At 71.0% G+C, this 15,884-nt stretch carries 13 protein-coding genes; 4 read left to right on the top strand and 9 right to left on the bottom strand.

Going from position 1 to position 15,884, the window contains the following annotated elements; all coding sequences use genetic code 11:
- Positions 1-11: 11 nt before the first annotated feature.
- Positions 12-1,388: a M16 family metallopeptidase gene (locus ACFVW8_RS28605; protein WP_389694941.1), complete on the bottom strand. Its 1,377-nt coding sequence runs from the start codon at positions 1,386-1,388 to the stop codon at positions 12-14.
- 247 nt (positions 1,389-1,635) lie between these two features.
- Between ACFVW8_RS28605 and ACFVW8_RS28600 the strand changes: the two genes are divergently transcribed.
- Positions 1,636-4,086, top strand: coding sequence for a DNA topoisomerase (ATP-hydrolyzing) subunit A (locus tag ACFVW8_RS28600; protein WP_389694939.1), 2,451 nt, complete (start codon positions 1,636-1,638; stop codon positions 4,084-4,086).
- Between the two features lie 35 nt (positions 4,087-4,121).
- Here ACFVW8_RS28600 and ACFVW8_RS28595 read toward each other — a convergent pair whose 3' ends face one another.
- Together ACFVW8_RS28595 and ACFVW8_RS28590 are read right to left on the bottom strand one after the other, a co-directional pair.
- Positions 4,122-5,261 (bottom strand): CobW family GTP-binding protein, encoded by a 1,140-nt coding sequence (locus tag ACFVW8_RS28595; RefSeq protein ID WP_389694937.1) that lies wholly within the window; start codon positions 5,259-5,261, stop codon positions 4,122-4,124.
- A gap of 21 nt (positions 5,262-5,282) precedes the next feature.
- The gene (locus tag ACFVW8_RS28590) at positions 5,283-6,443 is read right to left on the bottom strand and encodes a citrate synthase/methylcitrate synthase (protein WP_389694935.1); all 1,161 of its coding nucleotides are present in this window, start codon (positions 6,441-6,443) and stop codon (positions 5,283-5,285) included.
- A gap of 106 nt (positions 6,444-6,549) precedes the next feature.
- On the opposite strand from ACFVW8_RS28590, the gene ACFVW8_RS28585 reads away from it, so the two are divergent.
- On the top strand, positions 6,550-7,842 hold the full coding sequence (locus ACFVW8_RS28585; protein ID WP_389694933.1) for a citrate/2-methylcitrate synthase: 1,293 nt from the start codon (positions 6,550-6,552) through the stop codon (positions 7,840-7,842).
- Positions 7,843-7,871: 29 nt separating this feature from the next.
- Here the strand turns inward: ACFVW8_RS28585 and ACFVW8_RS28580 are convergent, their stop codons facing one another.
- Entirely contained in the window at positions 7,872-8,891 is a 1,020-nt protein-coding gene (locus ACFVW8_RS28580; RefSeq protein WP_389694931.1) for a LacI family DNA-binding transcriptional regulator, read from the bottom strand.
- 97 nt (positions 8,892-8,988) lie between these two features.
- Between ACFVW8_RS28580 and ACFVW8_RS28575 the strand changes: the two genes are divergently transcribed.
- Together ACFVW8_RS28575 and ACFVW8_RS28570 are read left to right on the top strand one after the other, a co-directional pair.
- A complete protein-coding gene (locus ACFVW8_RS28575) occupies positions 8,989-10,635 on the top strand; it encodes an ATP-binding protein (protein ID WP_389694930.1) in 1,647 nt (548 codons plus the stop codon).
- Positions 10,632-11,318, top strand: coding sequence for a response regulator (locus tag ACFVW8_RS28570; RefSeq protein WP_389694928.1), 687 nt, complete (start codon positions 10,632-10,634; stop codon positions 11,316-11,318). Before ACFVW8_RS28575 ends, ACFVW8_RS28570 begins: the two co-directional genes overlap by 4 nt.
- A gap of 59 nt (positions 11,319-11,377) precedes the next feature.
- Here ACFVW8_RS28570 and ACFVW8_RS28565 read toward each other — a convergent pair whose 3' ends face one another.
- The 5 genes from ACFVW8_RS28565 to ACFVW8_RS28545 form a co-directional block, all read right to left on the bottom strand.
- Positions 11,378-12,970, bottom strand: coding sequence for a cation acetate symporter (locus tag ACFVW8_RS28565; protein WP_389694926.1), 1,593 nt, complete (start codon positions 12,968-12,970; stop codon positions 11,378-11,380).
- Entirely contained in the window at positions 12,967-13,410 is a 444-nt protein-coding gene (locus tag ACFVW8_RS28560; RefSeq protein ID WP_389694963.1) for a DUF485 domain-containing protein, read from the bottom strand. Before ACFVW8_RS28560 ends, ACFVW8_RS28565 begins: the two co-directional genes overlap by 4 nt.
- Before the next feature lie 131 nt (positions 13,411-13,541).
- Entirely contained in the window at positions 13,542-14,219 is a 678-nt protein-coding gene (locus ACFVW8_RS28555; RefSeq protein ID WP_389694924.1) for a response regulator, read from the bottom strand.
- A complete protein-coding gene (locus ACFVW8_RS28550; RefSeq protein ID WP_389694922.1) occupies positions 14,216-15,379 on the bottom strand; it encodes a sensor histidine kinase in 1,164 nt (387 codons plus the stop codon). The genes ACFVW8_RS28555 and ACFVW8_RS28550 overlap by 4 nt, the downstream gene beginning before the upstream one ends.
- Positions 15,376-15,884, bottom strand: a 509-nt coding sequence (locus ACFVW8_RS28545) for a DUF1453 domain-containing protein (RefSeq protein WP_389694920.1), incomplete at its 5' end; no start/stop codon positions are given. The genes ACFVW8_RS28550 and ACFVW8_RS28545, both read right to left, overlap by 4 nt.

Genomic DNA, 15,884 nt, shown 5'->3' with positions numbered 1-15,884 from the left:
GGCAGCGTCGCTCACTTGTCCGCTCCTTCGTGCGCGTCGGTGTCGTTGGCGGCGCCGTCTTCCGCCTCTTCGGCGGGCTCCGCGGGCTCGACGGGCTCGTAGACCAGCACCGCCCGGTTGTCGGGGCGCAGCTGGGCCCTGGCGGCCTCCTGAACCTCTTCGGCGGTGATGTCGAGCACCCGGTTCACGGCGGTCAGGGCGAGCTGGGGGTCGCCGAACAGCACGGCGAACCGGCACAGTTCGTCGGCGCGGCCCGCGACCGTGCCGAGCCGGTCCAGCCACTCACGCTCCAACTGGGCCTGCGCCCGCTCCATTTCCTCGGGCGAGGGTCCCTCACCGGCGAACCGGGCGAGCTCCTCGTCGACGGCGGACTCGATCTGCGCGACCTCGACACCGCCGGACGTCTTGACGTCCAGCCAGCCGAGCGAGGGCGCGCCGGCCAGCCGCAGCAGTCCGAAGCCGGCCGCGACGGCCGTACGGTCCCGGCGGACCAGGCGGTTGTGCAGCCGGGACGACTCGCCACCACCCAGCACCGTCAACGCGAGATCCGCGGCGTCGCACTCCCGGGTGCCGTCGTGCGGCAGCCGGTAGGCGGCCATCAGGGCGCGCGCCGGGACCTCCTCGCGGACCTCCTCGCGCAGCTCGCCGCCGATGACACCGGGAAGCGTGCCGTCGCGCGGCGGCTGCTTGCCGTCGTGCGAGGGAATGGAGCCGAAGTACTTCTCGACCCAGGCGAGTGTCTGCTCCGGGTCGATGTCACCGACGACCGAGAGCACCGCGTTGTTCGGCGCGTAGTACGTCCGGAAGAAGGTCCGCGCGTCGTCGAGGGTCGCCGCGTCCAGGTCGGCCATGGAGCCGATCGGGGTGTGGTGGTACGGGTGGCCCTCCGGGTAGGCGAGGGCGGTCAGCCGCTCGAACGCGGTGCCGTACGGGACGTTGTCGTAGCGCTGGCGGCGCTCGTTCTTGACGACGTCGCGCTGGTTCTCCATGGACTCCTCGTCGAGCGCGGCGAGCAGTGAGCCCATCCGGTCGGCCTCGAGCCACAGAGCCAGCTCCAGCTGGTGCGTGGGCATCGTCTCGAAGTAGTTGGTCCGCTCGAAGCTGGTGGTGCCGTTGAGGGAGCCGCCTGCGCCCTGCACCAGCTCGAAGTGGCCGTTCCCCTTGACCTGGCCCGAACCCTGGAACATCAGGTGCTCGAAGAGGTGAGCCAGACCGGTGCGTCCCTTGACCTCGTGGCGCGAGCCGACGTCGTACCAGAGGCACACCGCGGCGACCGGGGTCAGATGGTCCTCGGAGAGCACCACGCGCAGGCCATTGGCCAGACGGTGCTCGGTCGCTGTCAAGCCGCCGGAGCCGGCCTGGGCTGTGGCCGTGTGACCCATGGGCATGTACGTCCCTTCGATCGCGATACTGAATGTGTTGCGAGACCTGCCACTGTAAGCAAGCACACCGACGCCTGGCGAAGTTCCCGTGCCGTACACGTCACCGGAAAGGGCCGTCCCGACCCCCTCGGGACGGGTGGAGAACCCCCTTTGGGACGGGTCGAGGTCGGAGTTGTCAGTGCGGCGGTCCACAATGGTCGGCGTCAGAACCTGAGGTTGCCCGAACAGAATCCGTGAAGGAGTCGCAGCAGCGATGGCCCGCCGCAGCACGAAGACCCCGCCGCCGGACGACTTCGAGGAGAAGATCCTCGACATCGACGTCGTCGACGAAATGCAGGGCTCCTTCCTTGAGTACGCGTACTCGGTGATCTACTCACGGGCCCTGCCGGACGCCCGTGACGGCTTGAAGCCGGTGCACCGCCGCATCGTGTACCAGATGAACGAGATGGCCCTGCGCCCGGACCGCGGCTATGTGAAGTGTGCCCGTGTCATCGGCGAGGTCATGGGTAAGTTGCACCCGCACGGGGACGCATCGATCTACGACGCGCTCGTGCGGATGGCTCAGCCGTTCTCCATGCGGCTCCCCCTGGTCGACGGACACGGAAACTTCGGCTCGCTCGGCAACGACGACCCGCCGGCCGCGATGCGGTACACCGAGTGCCGGATGGCCGACGCGACGTCGTTGATGACGGAGTCGATCGACGAGGACACCGTCCCTTTCCAGTCGAATTACGACGGCCAGGAACAGGAGCCGGTCGTCCTGCCGGCCGCCTATCCGAACCTGCTGGTCAACGGCACGACCGGGATCGCCGTCGGCATGGCGACCAACATGCCCCCGCACAACCTGGGCGAGGTCATTGCCGCCGCCCGCCACCTGATCAAGCATCCGGGCGCGGACCTGGAGACCCTGATGCGGTTCGTCCCCGGGCCCGACCTGCCGACCGGCGGCCGGATCGTGGGTCTCGGCGGCATCAAGGACGCCTACGCGGCCGGCCGCGGCTCGTTCAAGATCCGTGCCACCGTCGCCGTGGAGAACGTCACGGCCCGCCGCAAGGGTCTGGTTGTCACCGAACTGCCCTTCAGCGTCGGTCCGGAAAAGGTGATCGCCAAGATCAAGGACCTGGTCTCGGCGAAGAAGCTCCAGGGCATCGCCGACGTCAAGGACCTCACCGACCGCTCGCACGGACTGCGCCTGGTCATCGAGATCAAGAACGGTTTCGTGCCGGAGGCCGTCCTGGAGCAGCTCTACAAGCTGACGCCGATGGAGGAGTCCTTCGGCATCAACAACGTGGCGCTGGTGGACGGACAACCGCTGACCCTCGGCCTCAAGGAGCTCCTGGAGGTCTATCTCGACCACCGGTTCGACGTGGTGCGCCGGCGCAGCGAGTTCCGCCGGACCAAGCGCCGAAACCGGCTGCACCTGGTCGAGGGCCTGCTCGTCGCGCTGATCGACATCGATGAGGTCATCCGGCTCATCCGGTCCAGCGACAACTCGGCACAGGCGAAGGAGCGGCTCATCGAGCACTTCTCGCTGAGCGAGATCCAGACGCAGTACATCCTGGACACCCCGCTGCGCCGGCTCACCCGGTTCGACCGGATCGAGCTGGAGAGCGAGCGGGACCGGCTGAACGCCGAGATCGACGAGCTGACCGCGATCCTCGAATCGGACACCGAGCTGCGCAAGCTGGTCTCCACCGAACTGGCCGCGGTCGCGAAGAAGTTCGGTACCGACCGCCGTACGGTGCTGCTGGAGTCGGCCGGTTCGCAGGTCGCGGCGGTGCCGCTGGAGGTCGCGGACGACCCGTGCCGGGTGCTGCTGTCCTCGACCGGTCTGCTGGCCCGTACGGCCAACAGCGACCCGATCGTCTTCGCCGAGGATGCCAAGCGCGCCAAGCACGATGTGATCGTGTCGGCGGTGCCGGCCACGGCCCGTGGCGATGTCGGCGTGGTGACCTCGACGGGGCGGCTGATGCGGCTCGCGGTGATCGATCTGCCCCAGTTGCCGGACACCCATGCGTCGCCCAACCTCTCGGGCGGGGCGATGGTCGCCGAGTTCCTCACCCTGGAGGCCGACGAGGAGGTCGTCTGCCTCACCACGCTCGACGAGTCCTCACCGGGGCTGGCGATCGGCACCCTGCAGGGCGTCGTGAAGCGCGTGGTGCCCGACTACCCCGCCAACAAGGACGAGCTGGAGGTCATCACCCTCAAGGACGGTGACCGGATCGTCGGCGCGGTGGAACTGCGTACCGGCGAGGAGGACCTGGTGTTCATCACGTCGGACGCGCAGCTGCTGCGCTACCCGGCGGCGCAGGTGCGTCCGCAGGGCCGGGCGGCCGGCGGCATGGCGGGCGTCAAGCTCACCGAGGGCGCGGAGGTGCTCTCGTTCGCCGCGGTGGATCCGGCCGCGGACGCCATGGTGTTCACGGTCGCCGGTTCGCACGGCACGCTGGACGACTCCGTGCTGACGTGCAAGCTCACCCCGTTCGACCAGTACCCGCGCAAGGGCCGGGCCACCGGCGGGGTGCGCTGTCAGCGGTTCCTCAAGGGCGAGGACGTCCTGGTGTTCGCCTGGGCGGGACCGACACCTGCCCGCGCCGCGCAGAAGAACGGCGCCCCGGCGGCGCTGCCCGCCACCGATCCGCGACGCGACGGTTCGGGGACGCCGCTGGAGAGCCCGGTCGCGGTGATCGCAGGACCCGTATAAGCCGCGGACCGGCGCCAGGTGGCCTGTCCGGCGGATCAGGGCCGGGGGTCAGGCCCTGATCCGCCGGACAGGCCCTGAGCATCGTCGCCAGGCTGTTGCACGTACCGCAGGACGCCCCACATGGATCGCTCGTGTGCGGCGTCCTGCGCCGTTTCCGGCCCCGGCTCCCCGGCTGCGCGAGAGCGCTCCAGCTCCTTGCGCAGGGCCTGTGCGTCGATGCCGGAGCCGATCAGCACGAGCCGGGTCAGCCGGGGCTCGCCGCGCGCCCAGGGCTGCGGGGCGAACCGCAGGAACCTGCCGACGGCGTGCACCGCGTAGGCGTTGTCCGCATCGCCCGCGCCGAAATCGACGTACCCCTTGATCCGGTAGAGGCCCTCCGGCCGGGAGTCCAGGAACTCCATCAGCCGGCGGGGGTCCATGGGGATGTCGGAGGTGAAGTCGAGACTCTCGTACGCCGTGTGCAGATGGTCCCGGTGCTCCTGACCGGCCTGTGCCGCCCGCTCCTCCAGGTAGAGGTCCTCGAAGGTCAGCTGACGCGCCTTCTCCTCGGCGTCGGGCCGCAGCGCCGGGTCGAAGAGCAGCTCGGGGTCGATGCGTCCGTAGGCGGCGGGGATGACGGCCGCCGCGTTGCCCGCCGCCGCGACGGCCTCCCGGACGCTCGCCTGTTCCTCGTCGCCGGCCCGGTCCGTCTTGTTCAGCACGACGAGGTCGGCGACGGCGAGATGGCGGTCGATCTCCGGGTGGCGAGCCCGGGTGGCGGTGAACTCGGCGGCGTCGACCACCTCGACCAGTCCCCCGTACACGATGTGCGGGTTGTCACTGGCCAGCAGCATCCGTACGAGCTCCTGGGGCTCGGCGAGCCCGCTCGCCTCGATGACGATCACATCGAGCCGGGCGGCGGGCCGGGTCAGGGTCTCCAGGTAGGTGTCGAGCTCGCTGACGTCGACCGCGCAGCACAGACAGCCGCCGCCGAGCGAGACCGTCGAGCCGACCTGCCCGGACACGGTCATGGCGTCGATCTCGATGGACCCGAAATCGTTGACGACCACGCCGATCCGGTTCCCGGCGCGGTGTCGCAGCAGGTGGTTGAGGAGCGTCGTCTTGCCGGATCCCAGGAATCCTGCGAGGACGATGACCGGGATCTGCCGGCTGCGGGGCTGGGACGACGCGTTCAACTGGGGCCTTTCCGGTGGACGTCAGACGGCCGGGACCGGCTGCGGCGGAGGCGGGCCGACGTAGCGGGCCGCCGGGCGGATGATCTTCGAGTCCTCCGCCTGCTCCAGGATATTGGCGCTCCACCCGACCACCCGCGCCGCGCAGAACGTCGGGGTGAACATCTCGCGCGGCAGACCGCACAGCTCCATGACGACGCCGGCGTAGAACTCCACGTTGGTGTGCAGTTCGCGCCCCGGCTTGAGCTCGGCGAGAATCGCCTCGACCTGCCGTTCCACCTCGACGGCGAAGTCGACGAGCGGTCCGCCGAAGCTCTGGGCGATGGAGCGCAGCATGCGTGAGCGCGGGTCCTCGGTGCGGTAGACCGGGTGCCCGAAGCCCATGATCCGGTCGCCTGCGAGCACCCTCTCGCGGATCCAGCCGTCGATCCGGTCGGGGGTCCCGATGGCGTCCAGGGTGTCGAGCGCCCGGCTGGGCGCACCGCCGTGCAGCGGGCCCGAGAGCGCTCCGACGGCCGCCACCAGACAGGCGGCGATGTCCGCGCCGGTGGAGGCGACGACCCGGCCGGTGAACGTCGAGGCGTTGAAACCGTGGTCGACGGTGGAGATCAGATACTGCTCCACGGCCCTGACCCGGGCGGCGTCCGGCACGGATCCGGTGAGCATGTAGAGGTAGTTGGCCGCGTACGGAAGGTCCTCGCGCGGTTCCACCGGTTCGAGGCCCCGTCCGAGCCGGTGCAGGGCGGTGAGCACGGTCGGGACTGCGGCACAGGCGGTCAGTGCGTCGTCGCGGCGCCGGCCGGCGTCGAGGTCGTACACCGGGCGGAAGCCGGCCGATGCCCCGAGCAGCGACAGCGCCGTGCGCAGCCCGGCGAGCGGACCGGAGACGGCGCCCGCACGGGCTATGGCGGGCAGGGCGTCACGTACAGGCGCGGGCAGTGGGCGCAGTGCGGCGGTGCGGGACGCGAAGTCGGCGCGGGCGGCCGGCCCCGGCAGCTCGCCTTCGGTCATCAGGTACCAGACGTCCTCGAAGCTGCGGGTCTGCGCCAGTTCGACCGCCGAGTACTGCCGGTAGTGGTAGAAGCCCTCGCGGCCCCGGACATCGCCGAGGGCGGTGTCGGTGACCACGACACCCGCGAGACCTCGGGGGACGTCGAGCGGTGTTCCGCCGGTCATGGTCGTCATTGCTTCCTCCGTGAACAGTCCATTGCCCTTGGCATTGATTCGACTGTCCATGCTTGACTTTAGATCTGTCAATGTTGATTGAATCAATATGGATACGGTGAGCACCATGACGGATCAAGCAGAGGCCGGTGACGGTTCGGGGACCGCGGCGCATCGGCTCACCACCCGGGAGACGGCCGAGCGCCTGGGGGTGAAACCCGAGACGGTGTACGCGTACGTGAGCCGGGGCCAGCTGAGCAGCGCCCGCGCGCCCGGCGGGCGGGGCAGCACGTTCGACGCGGCGGAGGTCGATGCCCTGGCACGGCGTACGGGGCGCAGGGAGCCGGCCTCCCCGGCCGGCGAACCGGCCTTCCGTACCGGCATCACGCTCATCGAGAGCGATCGGTACTACTTCCGGGGAGTGGACGCCACGGAGCTCGCCCTGCGGCACGCCTACGAGGAGGTCGCCGAGTGGCTCTGGACCGGTGAGATGCGGACCGGCATGCGCTTCGAGGCGCCCGCCGAGGCGCTGGCCGCGGCCCGCCGGGCCGTCGGCGCGCTGCCGGCGCACTGCGGTTCCACGGACCGGCTCCGGGTGGCGGTCGTCGCCGCGGCCACCACCGATCCGCTGCGCTTCGACCTGTCACGAGAGGCGGTGCTCGGCAGCGCCCGGAGCCTGATCCCGACCCTGGTGGCAGCCCTGCCTGCAGCGGCCGGGGACGACGGAGCGGTCGCGCCCGGCGGCGCCGGCCTGGCGCGTCAACTGTGGCCGAAACTCACCGCACGTCCGGCCGACGAGGCCTCAGTCCACGTGCTGGACACCGCTCTGGGGCTGCTCATCGACCACGATCTGGCCGCGTCCACCCTTGCGGCGCGAGTCGCCGCCTCCGCCCACGCCCACCCGTACGCGGTGGTCTCGGCAGGCCTGGGGGTCCTGGAGGGGCCGCTGCACGGTGCGGCCAGCGGACTGGCACACCGGATGCTGGCCGAGGTCCTGGAGCGCGGCGGTGCTGCCCCGGTGGTCGCCGACCACCTCCGTGCCGGACGCCGCGTACCGGGACTCGGCCACCGGCTCTACACCGGCGAGGACCCGCGGGCCGCGACGCTGTTCGCCCTGCTCGCGAAGGTCCCGCGGGCGGCGCCGGCGCTGGCGGCGGCGCGCGACGTGGTCACCACCACCGCACGTCACGCTCCGCTGCACGCCAACGTCGATCTGGCGCTCGCGGCGCTGTCCGTCTCCTCGGACATGGCGCCGGAGTCGGGCGAGACCGTTTTCGCGGTCTCCCGCACGGCGGGCTGGATCGCGCACGCCCTGGAGGAGTACGGGGAGCGCCCGCTGCGGATGCGCCCCGTCGGCCACTACACCGGGCCGCGGCCACCTCAGCCGCTGCCCGGAGCCACGGGAACACGCCCGCAATAGCCGGTCCGTCAGACGCAAATTGACGACGGTCAGCGGGAAGCGGTGCGCGGAGGCTGGGCAGTGGAGCCGCGCACCACGAGCTCGGGCTCGTAGAGCAGCTCGTCGGAGGGCACGGCACGGCCTCCGATCTGCACCGAGAGCAGCTCGACCGCGGCACGCCCCATGGCCTCGATCGGCTGTCGCACGGTGGTCAGCGGCGGCTCGGTGCAGTTCATGAACGCCGAGTCGTCGTACCCGACGACGGAGACGTCGGCCGGCACGGAGAGCCCTCGGCGGCGCGTCGCGCGGACCGCCCCCAGGGCGAGCACATCGCTGGCGCAGATGATCCCCGTGATGCCCTGGTCCAGCAGCCGCATGGCGGCCGCCTGCCCACCCTCCAGGGAGTACATCGCCCTGGCGACCCACTCGTCCGGCATGGGTGCACCGGCCTCCTCGGCGAGCGCCTGGGCAGCGGCCAGCTTGCGCTGCGAGGGCACGTGGTCCGAGGGGCCGAGCACCAGACCGATGCGCTCGTGACCGAGCGAGACCAGGTGGCGCCAGGCCTGCTCGACGGCCACGGAGTCGTCGCAGGAGATTCCCGGGAAGCCGAGGCCCGCAATCGCCGCATTGATGAGAACGACGGGGATCTTCCGGTCGGCCAGCACCTTGTAGTGGTCGTGCGGGGCGTCGGTCTGGGCGTAGAGCCCACCGGCGAAGACCACTCCCGAGACCTGCTGCTGGAGGAGGAGCTCGACGTATTCCGCCTCCGAGACGCCACCCTTGGTCTGGGTGCACAGGACGGGCGTCAGGCCCTGCTGGGCCAGCGCACTCCCGACCACCTCGGCGAAAGCGGGGAAGATCGGGTTCTGCAGCTCGGGCAGGACCAGGCCGACCAGCCTGGCCCGCTCGCCGCGCAGCTGGGTCGGCCGCTCGTATCCGAGGACGTCCAGCGCGGACAGGACGGCCTGCCGCGTGGCGTCGGAGACTCCTGGCTTGCCGTTGAGCACCCGGCTGACCGTGGCCTCGCTGACTCCAACCTTCTGTGCCACCTGAGCAAGTCGTCGCGTCATGTGCGCAAGATTAGCGCAAGAAGCGCAAGCCGATTGCGTGGGGTTGGAAACGAGACGAATTTCGGAAAGCACCGGAATGCCCTCTACCGTCTCTACGATGAGCGCCCCACCGCCCACCGCCAGGAAGCCGCGTCGGCTCGGCTGGCCCCAGCGGGTCTTCTCGCAGGTTCTGCTGATGCAGCTGGCCATCGCCACCGGCGTCACCGTACTCGCCACGGGCCTCTTCCTGGCACCCCTCAGCACACAACTGGACGACCAGGCGATGCACCGGGCGCTGGCCATCGCACAGAGCGCGGCCGCCGACCCGGACATGACCGGATCACTGCTCTCCACGGACCCTGACCCCCGCGGCCCTGTCCAGTCCGCGGCCGAGCGGATCAGACGTGCCACGGGCGCCGAGTACGTCGTGGTGATGGACCGGCACGGGGTCCGCTGGTCGCATCCCGACAGCGGCCGGATCGGCAAGGTCGTCTCCACCGACCCCGGCAAGGCCCTCGCGGGCAAGGAGGTCATGGAGATCGACAGCGGCACGCTCGGACGCTCCGCCCGGGGCAAGGTGCCGCTGCGCGACACGTCGGGACAGATCGCGGGCGCCGTCTCGGTCGGCATCGCGTACGACAGCGTCCGCGCCCGGCTGCTCGCCGCGATTCCCGGGATGTTCGCCTACGCGGGCGGAGCGCTGGCCGCGGGAGCGCTGGCCGCGTATCTGATCTCCAGACGTCTGCAACGACAGACCCACGACCTGGGCTTCTCCGATATCTCCGCGCTGCTGGCGGAGCGCGAGGCGATGCTGCACAGCATCCGGGAAGGCGTCGTCGCGCTCGACGGCACCGGTCGCGTCCGGCTGCTGAACGACGAGGCACAACGGCTCCTGGGGCTCGGCCCCGAGGCTGCGGGCCGCCCGCTGACCGAGGTGGTCGGCGAGGGACGGACAGCCGACGTGCTGGCCGGCGAGGTGGCGGGCGAGGACCTGCTGGCCGTACGCGGCGGCCGGGTGCTGCTGGCCAACCGGATGCCGACGGCTGACGGGGGCGCTGTCGTCACCCTCCGCGACCGCACCGAGCTCGAACACCTCGGCCGCGAGCTCGACTCCACCCGCGGGCTGATCGACGCACTGCGCGCCCAGGACCACGAGCACGCCAACCGGCTGCACACCCTCCTCGGACTGCTTGAGCTCGAGCTGCACGAGGACGCGCGGGAATTCGTCACCGAGGTCGTCGGCGTCCACCGGGCCACGGCCGAACAGATCACCGAGAAGGTCCGTGACCCGCTGCTGGCAGCGCTGCTGGTCGGCAAGGCGACGGTGGCCGCGGAGCGCGGTGTGGCGCTGCGCATGGCCCCCGGCACCCTGCTCCCCGACCGCCTGGTGGACCCGCGCGGGCTCGTCACGGTCGTCGGCAACCTGGTCGACAACGCGCTGGACGCCGCGTCCGGATCGGACGGCGGCCTGATCGAGGTGGGGCTGCGGACCGAGGACCGTACGGTGGTGCTGCGGGTCCGGGACAGCGGTCCGGGCGTCCCGCCCGGACAGCGCGAATCCATCTTCACGGAGGGCTGGTCGACCAAGGACCTGCCGGCGCACGGCAAGCGCGGACTGGGGCTCGCGCTGGTGCGGCGGCTGGCCGAGCGGCAGGGTGGCAGCGCGGTGGTGGACGGGGCGGACGGCGGCGGCGCCGAGTTCACCGTGGTGCTGCCGGAGGCCATGTCCGAAGCGGAAACCGACACGGCGGGAGCGGCACAGTGATCGAGGTACTCATCGTCGACGACGATGTCCGGGTGGCGCGGATCAACGCCGCCTACGTGTCGAAGGTGGCCGGCTTCCGGGTGGCCGCCCAGGCGCACTGCGCCGCCGACGCCCTCGCCGCGGTCGAGAAGGGCCCGGTGGATCTGATTCTGCTGGACCACTACATGCCGGACGACAACGGACTGGCCGTGGTGCGGAAGCTGCGCAGCCTCGGCCACCGCACCGACGTGATCATGGTGACGGCGGCGCGCGACATCGCCACGGTCCAGGAGGCCATGCGCCAGGGCGCCCTTCAGTATCTGGTGAAGCCGTTCACGTACGCGGGCCTGCGCACCAAGCTGGAGGCGTACGCCTCCCTGCGGAACACCCTGGAGAGCGGCGGCGAGGCCGAGCAGGCGGAGGTGGACCGCCTCTTCAGCGCTCTGTGGGCGGCGGGCGAGCCCGATCTGCCCAAAGGGCACTCGACGACCACCGCGGAACTGGTCCGCAAGGCACTCCGCAGCGCCGACGGCCCGCTCTCCGCGCAGGAGGTCGCGGAGAGTGCCGGGATGAGCCGGCAGACCGCCCAGCGCTATCTGAAGCTGCTGGAACGCTCCGGACGGGTCCGTCTGACACTTCGGTACGGCGAGACGGGGCGCCCGGAACACCGCTACGCCTGGGGCGCCGACTCACCCCGCACCTGAGGCAGCGGGGTGGCCGCCGCGCCGTTCGGCCGGTTCGGTGGGGGCGGCCCGTCCCGCTGTCACACCGCGCCGGCTCCGGTCAGGGCACGGACCTCGGTCTCCGCGTGTTTGGCCTCGTCCGGCGGCTCCCCCGACGTGGCCGTGCCGAACCAGCCGGCCAGGAATCCCAGCGGGATCGAGACCAGGCCCGGGTTCTCCAGCGGGAAGAGCTGGAAGTCCACGCCCGGGAAGAGCGAGGTGTCGCTGCCGGAGACCACCGGGGAGAACACGACGAGCAGCACAGCGGGGATCAGCCCCCCGTAGACCGACCAGACCGCCCCGCGCGTGGTGAAGTTCCGCCAGAACAGCGAGTAGAGCAGCACCGGCAGGTTCGCCGACGCCGCTACGGCGAAGGCGAGGCCGACCAGGAACGCCACGTTCAGGTCCTGGGCGAGAAGCCCCAGCCCGATGGCGGCCACCCCGATCCCCGCGGCGGCGATCCGGGCCACGGCGACCTCGCTGTGCTCCTTGGCTCCCGGGCGGCGGAGCGATGCGTAGAGGTCGTGGGCGACGGACGCGGACGAGGCGAGCGTGATCCCGGCGACGACGGCGAGGATGGTGGCGAAGGCCACGGCGGCGACCACGGCGAACAGAATCGTTCCCCCGGTGGAGCCCTCACCACCGCCGAGCTCCAGGGCCAGCAGCGGAACTGCCGTGTTCCCGGCGGGGTTCGACGCCCGGACGTCCGCCGAGCCGACCAGCGCGGCCGCCCCGAATCCGAGCGCGATCGTCATCAGGTAGAAGCTGCCGATGAGGCCGATGGACCAGACGACCGACCGGCGGGCCGCGCGGGCGGTCGGCACGGTGTAGAAGCGCGACAGGATGTGCGGCAGCCCGGCGGTGCCGAGCACCAGGGCCAGCCCCAGGCTGATGAAGTCGATGCGCGCGGTCCAGGTACCGCCGTACCGGAGGCCGGGCGAGAGGAACTTCTTGCCGTAACCGCTGCGGTCGGCGGCGGAGTTGAGCAGCTCGTTGACATTGCCGTGGAAGTGGACCAGGACGAGCACGGTGAGGACGACCGTGCCCGCCATCAGCAGGACGGCCTTCACGATCTGGATCCAGGTGGTGGCGCGCATCCCGCCGAGCGACACATAGATCACCATGAGCGCCCCGACGCCGATGACCGTCCAGGACCGGGCGGCGCCGCTGGTCCCGCCGAGGAGCAGAGCCACCAGGCTGCCCGCTCCCACCATCTGCGCCACCAGGTAGAGCACGGAAACCGTGACGGAGGACGTCCCCGCCGCGATCCGGACCGGGCGCTCCGCCATCCGGGCCGCCACCACGTCGGCGAGGGTGAAGCGGCCGCAGTTGCGGACGAGTTCCGCGACGAGCAGCAGCACGACGAGCCAGGCGACCAGGAATCCGACCGAGTAGAGCATGCCGTCGTACCCGAAGAGCGCGATCAGGCCGGAGATGCCGAGAAAGGACGCGGCCGACATGTAGTCGCCCGCGATGGCGAAACCGTTCTCCATGGGCGAGAACAGCCGGCCGCCGGCGTAGAACTCCTCGGCCGAGCCGTGCCGGTTGCGGCTCACCCAGGTGGTGATGCCGAGTGTCACGGCGATGAAGACGCTGAACAGCAGGAGCGCCAGGGTCTGGTGATTCCCGCTCAACGCCCGAACCCCCGTGTCATCTCCTGTGTCTCCCAGCGCAGATCGAGCGCCGCCCGGTCTCTGCGCAGCCGCGCGTGCCGTGCGTACGCGCCGGTGAGCAGGAACGTCGTGAGGAACTGCCCGAGCCCGGCGACCATGGCGACGTTGACCGCTCCGGCGACCGGCCTGGCCATCAGACCGGGCGCGGTGACCGCCATGACCACGTAGGCGAGGTACCAGACGAAGAAGGCGAGGGTGGCGGGGACGACGAAGCGCCGGTACCGGCGCCGCACTTCCTGGAAGGCATCGCTGCGCTGCACCTCCAGATAGATGTCCGCCGCGCTGTGGCCGCGCTGCGGTGCCGCGGGCTCGGGCACTCCGGTGGGCGCGAAGCTTCCCGTGCCGTCCAGTTCCCCCCACCCGGAGGCCAGCGCGTCGTACCACGGGTCGTCGAGCCGCATCGCTGCGGACTCGCGCCCTGCTTCCTTCTCCACCGAACAACTCCCCTTGTCCACGGACCACTTCGGCCGCGTACCCAAGAATGGGCAGATCGGGAAGATCCCGGGCACTTCATTCGCGAGACTTCACCTCTTCAGGTGAAGGATGTACCGGGTGGCTGTGCGAGCCCTCGAACGTACGCATAGCGGACCGCCTGGGCCCGGTCGCGAAGCCCTGCCTTGGCGAACAGGTTGTTGATGTGGCTCTTCACAGTGGCCTGCGAGATGTGCAGGCCCCGGGCGATCTCCGCGTTGGACATCCCGTCGGCGATCAGGACGAGCACTTCCACCTCACGGGGCGTCATCCCGTCGGGCAGCTCCGGCTCACCACCCCCGGCCGGCGGTGGCGGCCCGGTGGTGACCTGCTCCAGCAGCCGGCGCTGAACGGCGGGCGAGAGCCCTGCCTCGCCCGAGAGCACCGCCTCGACGGCGCGCACGATCTCGTCGCCCCCGGCGTCCTTGGTGAGATAGCCCCGGGCCCCCGCCCGCAGCGCGGGAAACAGCGAGTCGTCCTCGGCGAAGGTGGTGAGCACCACCACCTGGGTATCGGGAAAGTCCTTACGGATACGGCGCGTTGCCTCCACGCCGTCGCAGCGGGGCATCCGCAGGTCCATCAGGACGACGTCCGGGGAATGCTCGGCGACCAGGGCGACGGCCTCCTCCCCGTCCCTCGCCGATCCGACCACTTCGATGCCGGGCAGCAGGCCCAGCAGCATGACGATTCCCTCACGCACGACCGACTGATCGTCGGCGACCACCACCCGCGCGGTCACGCGGGCACCCGCAGACTCACCACGAACCCCTCCTCGCCGGGACCGGCCTCCAGCGTGCCGCCCAGCAGTTCGGCCCGCTCCCTCATTCCCAGCAGACCGTATCCGGAGCCACTGACAGCTAGGTCGCCCACCGGGCCCCTGCCGCCCGAATCACTGACCTCAAGAGCGATCCCGTCCGGCAGGTACTCCAGCCGGATGAGCACCCTGGCCCCGGGCGCGTGCTTGCGCACGTTGGTCAGCGCCTCCTGGGCCACGCGCCGGACCGTCTGCGAGGCCTCGGCGGTCAGCGTCCGGTGCTCCCCCTCCACCCTGACCTCGGCCGGCTCCGCCGCCACCAGCTGCCGCAGGAAGTCCTCCACGGGCGATACCTCCCCGCGCAGGGCGGAGAGCGCCTGACGGGTCTCCGCAAGCCCCTCGCGGGCCATGGAGCGGGCCGCGACCACCCGCTGAAGGACCTGGTCCCGGAATTCCCCCGCGGGCTCCCTCTCGATCAGCAGCCGGGCCGCCTCCAGGTGCACCAGCTGCGCGGAGAGGCTGTGCGCGAGCACATCGTGGATCTCCCGGGCGATCCTGGACCGCTCGTCCAGGGCGGCCGTCTCGGCCTCCGCCACCCGGGCGGCCCGCTCCTGAGCGAGAAGGCGGTGGGCACTGCCCCGCGCCTCCGCGTCCAGCCGCAGCACATAGCCCGCGAGGCAGAGCCCCGCCGTGGTCACGGCCGTGTTCACCCAGTTGTCGCTGTTCACGGCGGCATAGGTGCCGAGTGCCACCGCCGTGGACGGGATTCCCGCCGCCAGCGGCAGCCGTTCCAGAGCCGTGACCGCGCAGCCGCACCAGAGCACCACGGCGGGCACGGAGGCCCCTGTCTGCTGCGCCCCGAGCGCCGCCAGCATCAGCAGGGCGAGCAATCCGAGTGACGGCCACAGACGGTTCTCCAGGCTGGCCCGGAAGAAGGCCACCGCGAGCAGCGCACAGGCGAGCACACCGAGCAGGCCGACTGCGATCTCCCAGGGCCCGAACGTCCCGCCCGTGAAGGTCCCCCAGAACATCAGGGTGAGCAGGCCGACCCGCACGGACCATGCGATGACGATCCGCGACCGGGTGCGCCTGTCCCGCGAGAGAGCCTCCCGCGAGGGCCAACTCGTCCACGAAGCGGGTGTCACACACGGTCCTTCCATGCCTGCGGGACCGACGCGGCGTCAGCGGCGCCACCGTACGACGCAGGTATCTCCGTGGCCCGCCGGGCCAGCACCCCGCTGCGCACCAGCAGCGTCACGGCGAGAGCCATCATCAGCGCCGGGCTGCCCTGGTGTATTCCCAGCGCCGCGGCCACCCCGTAGAGGGCCACCCGCAGCAGGAGACCCGCGATCCAGACGTAGACCGTGGCCTTGGTCCCCTTGCTCCAGAGCGAGCCGTCCGCCGCTCGCCAGAGCCGGGCCGTCCACCCCCAGGCGGCACCGGTGACCAGCCCCACGACGAGCTCGGCGCCGAGGACGACGACGGAGAGAGTCTGGTGGTGCGAATCCACGAGACCGGGTTCGCGCAGAGCCAGGACGAGCAGGACGCCCGGCAGGACCCACCAGCGCCGGTCACCCGAGATCCGCTGTGCCGAGCACTGGCGGACCACGACGAGAGCGATGATCGCGACGATCACCAGGACATTGAGCC

Origin of the sequence: Streptomyces sp. NPDC058221, from assembly GCF_042882365.1 — a bacterium.
Classification (GTDB): Bacteria; Actinomycetota; Actinomycetes; order Streptomycetales; family Streptomycetaceae; genus Streptomyces.
Note: the sequence above shows the minus strand (reverse complement) of the source record. Positions and strands in the feature narration are given on the sequence as shown.

Coding starts and splice junctions, on each gene's coding strand:
- ACFVW8_RS28590 (WP_389694935.1), bottom strand. CDS start 6,443: ATGACGACCATGACCGGCGGAACACCGCTCGACGTCCCCCGAGGTCTC.
- ACFVW8_RS28605 (WP_389694941.1), bottom strand. CDS start 1,388: ATGCCCATGGGTCACACGGCCACAGCCCAGGCCGGCTCCGGCGGCTTG.
- ACFVW8_RS28575 (WP_389694930.1), top strand. CDS start 8,989: ATGAGCGCCCCACCGCCCACCGCCAGGAAGCCGCGTCGGCTCGGCTGG.
- ACFVW8_RS28560 (WP_389694963.1), bottom strand. CDS start 13,410: ATGCGGCTCGACGACCCGTGGTACGACGCGCTGGCCTCCGGGTGGGGG.
- ACFVW8_RS28585 (WP_389694933.1), top strand. CDS start 6,550: ATGACGGATCAAGCAGAGGCCGGTGACGGTTCGGGGACCGCGGCGCAT.
- ACFVW8_RS28600 (WP_389694939.1), top strand. CDS start 1,636: ATGGCCCGCCGCAGCACGAAGACCCCGCCGCCGGACGACTTCGAGGAG.
- ACFVW8_RS28580 (WP_389694931.1), bottom strand. CDS start 8,891: ATGACGCGACGACTTGCTCAGGTGGCACAGAAGGTTGGAGTCAGCGAG.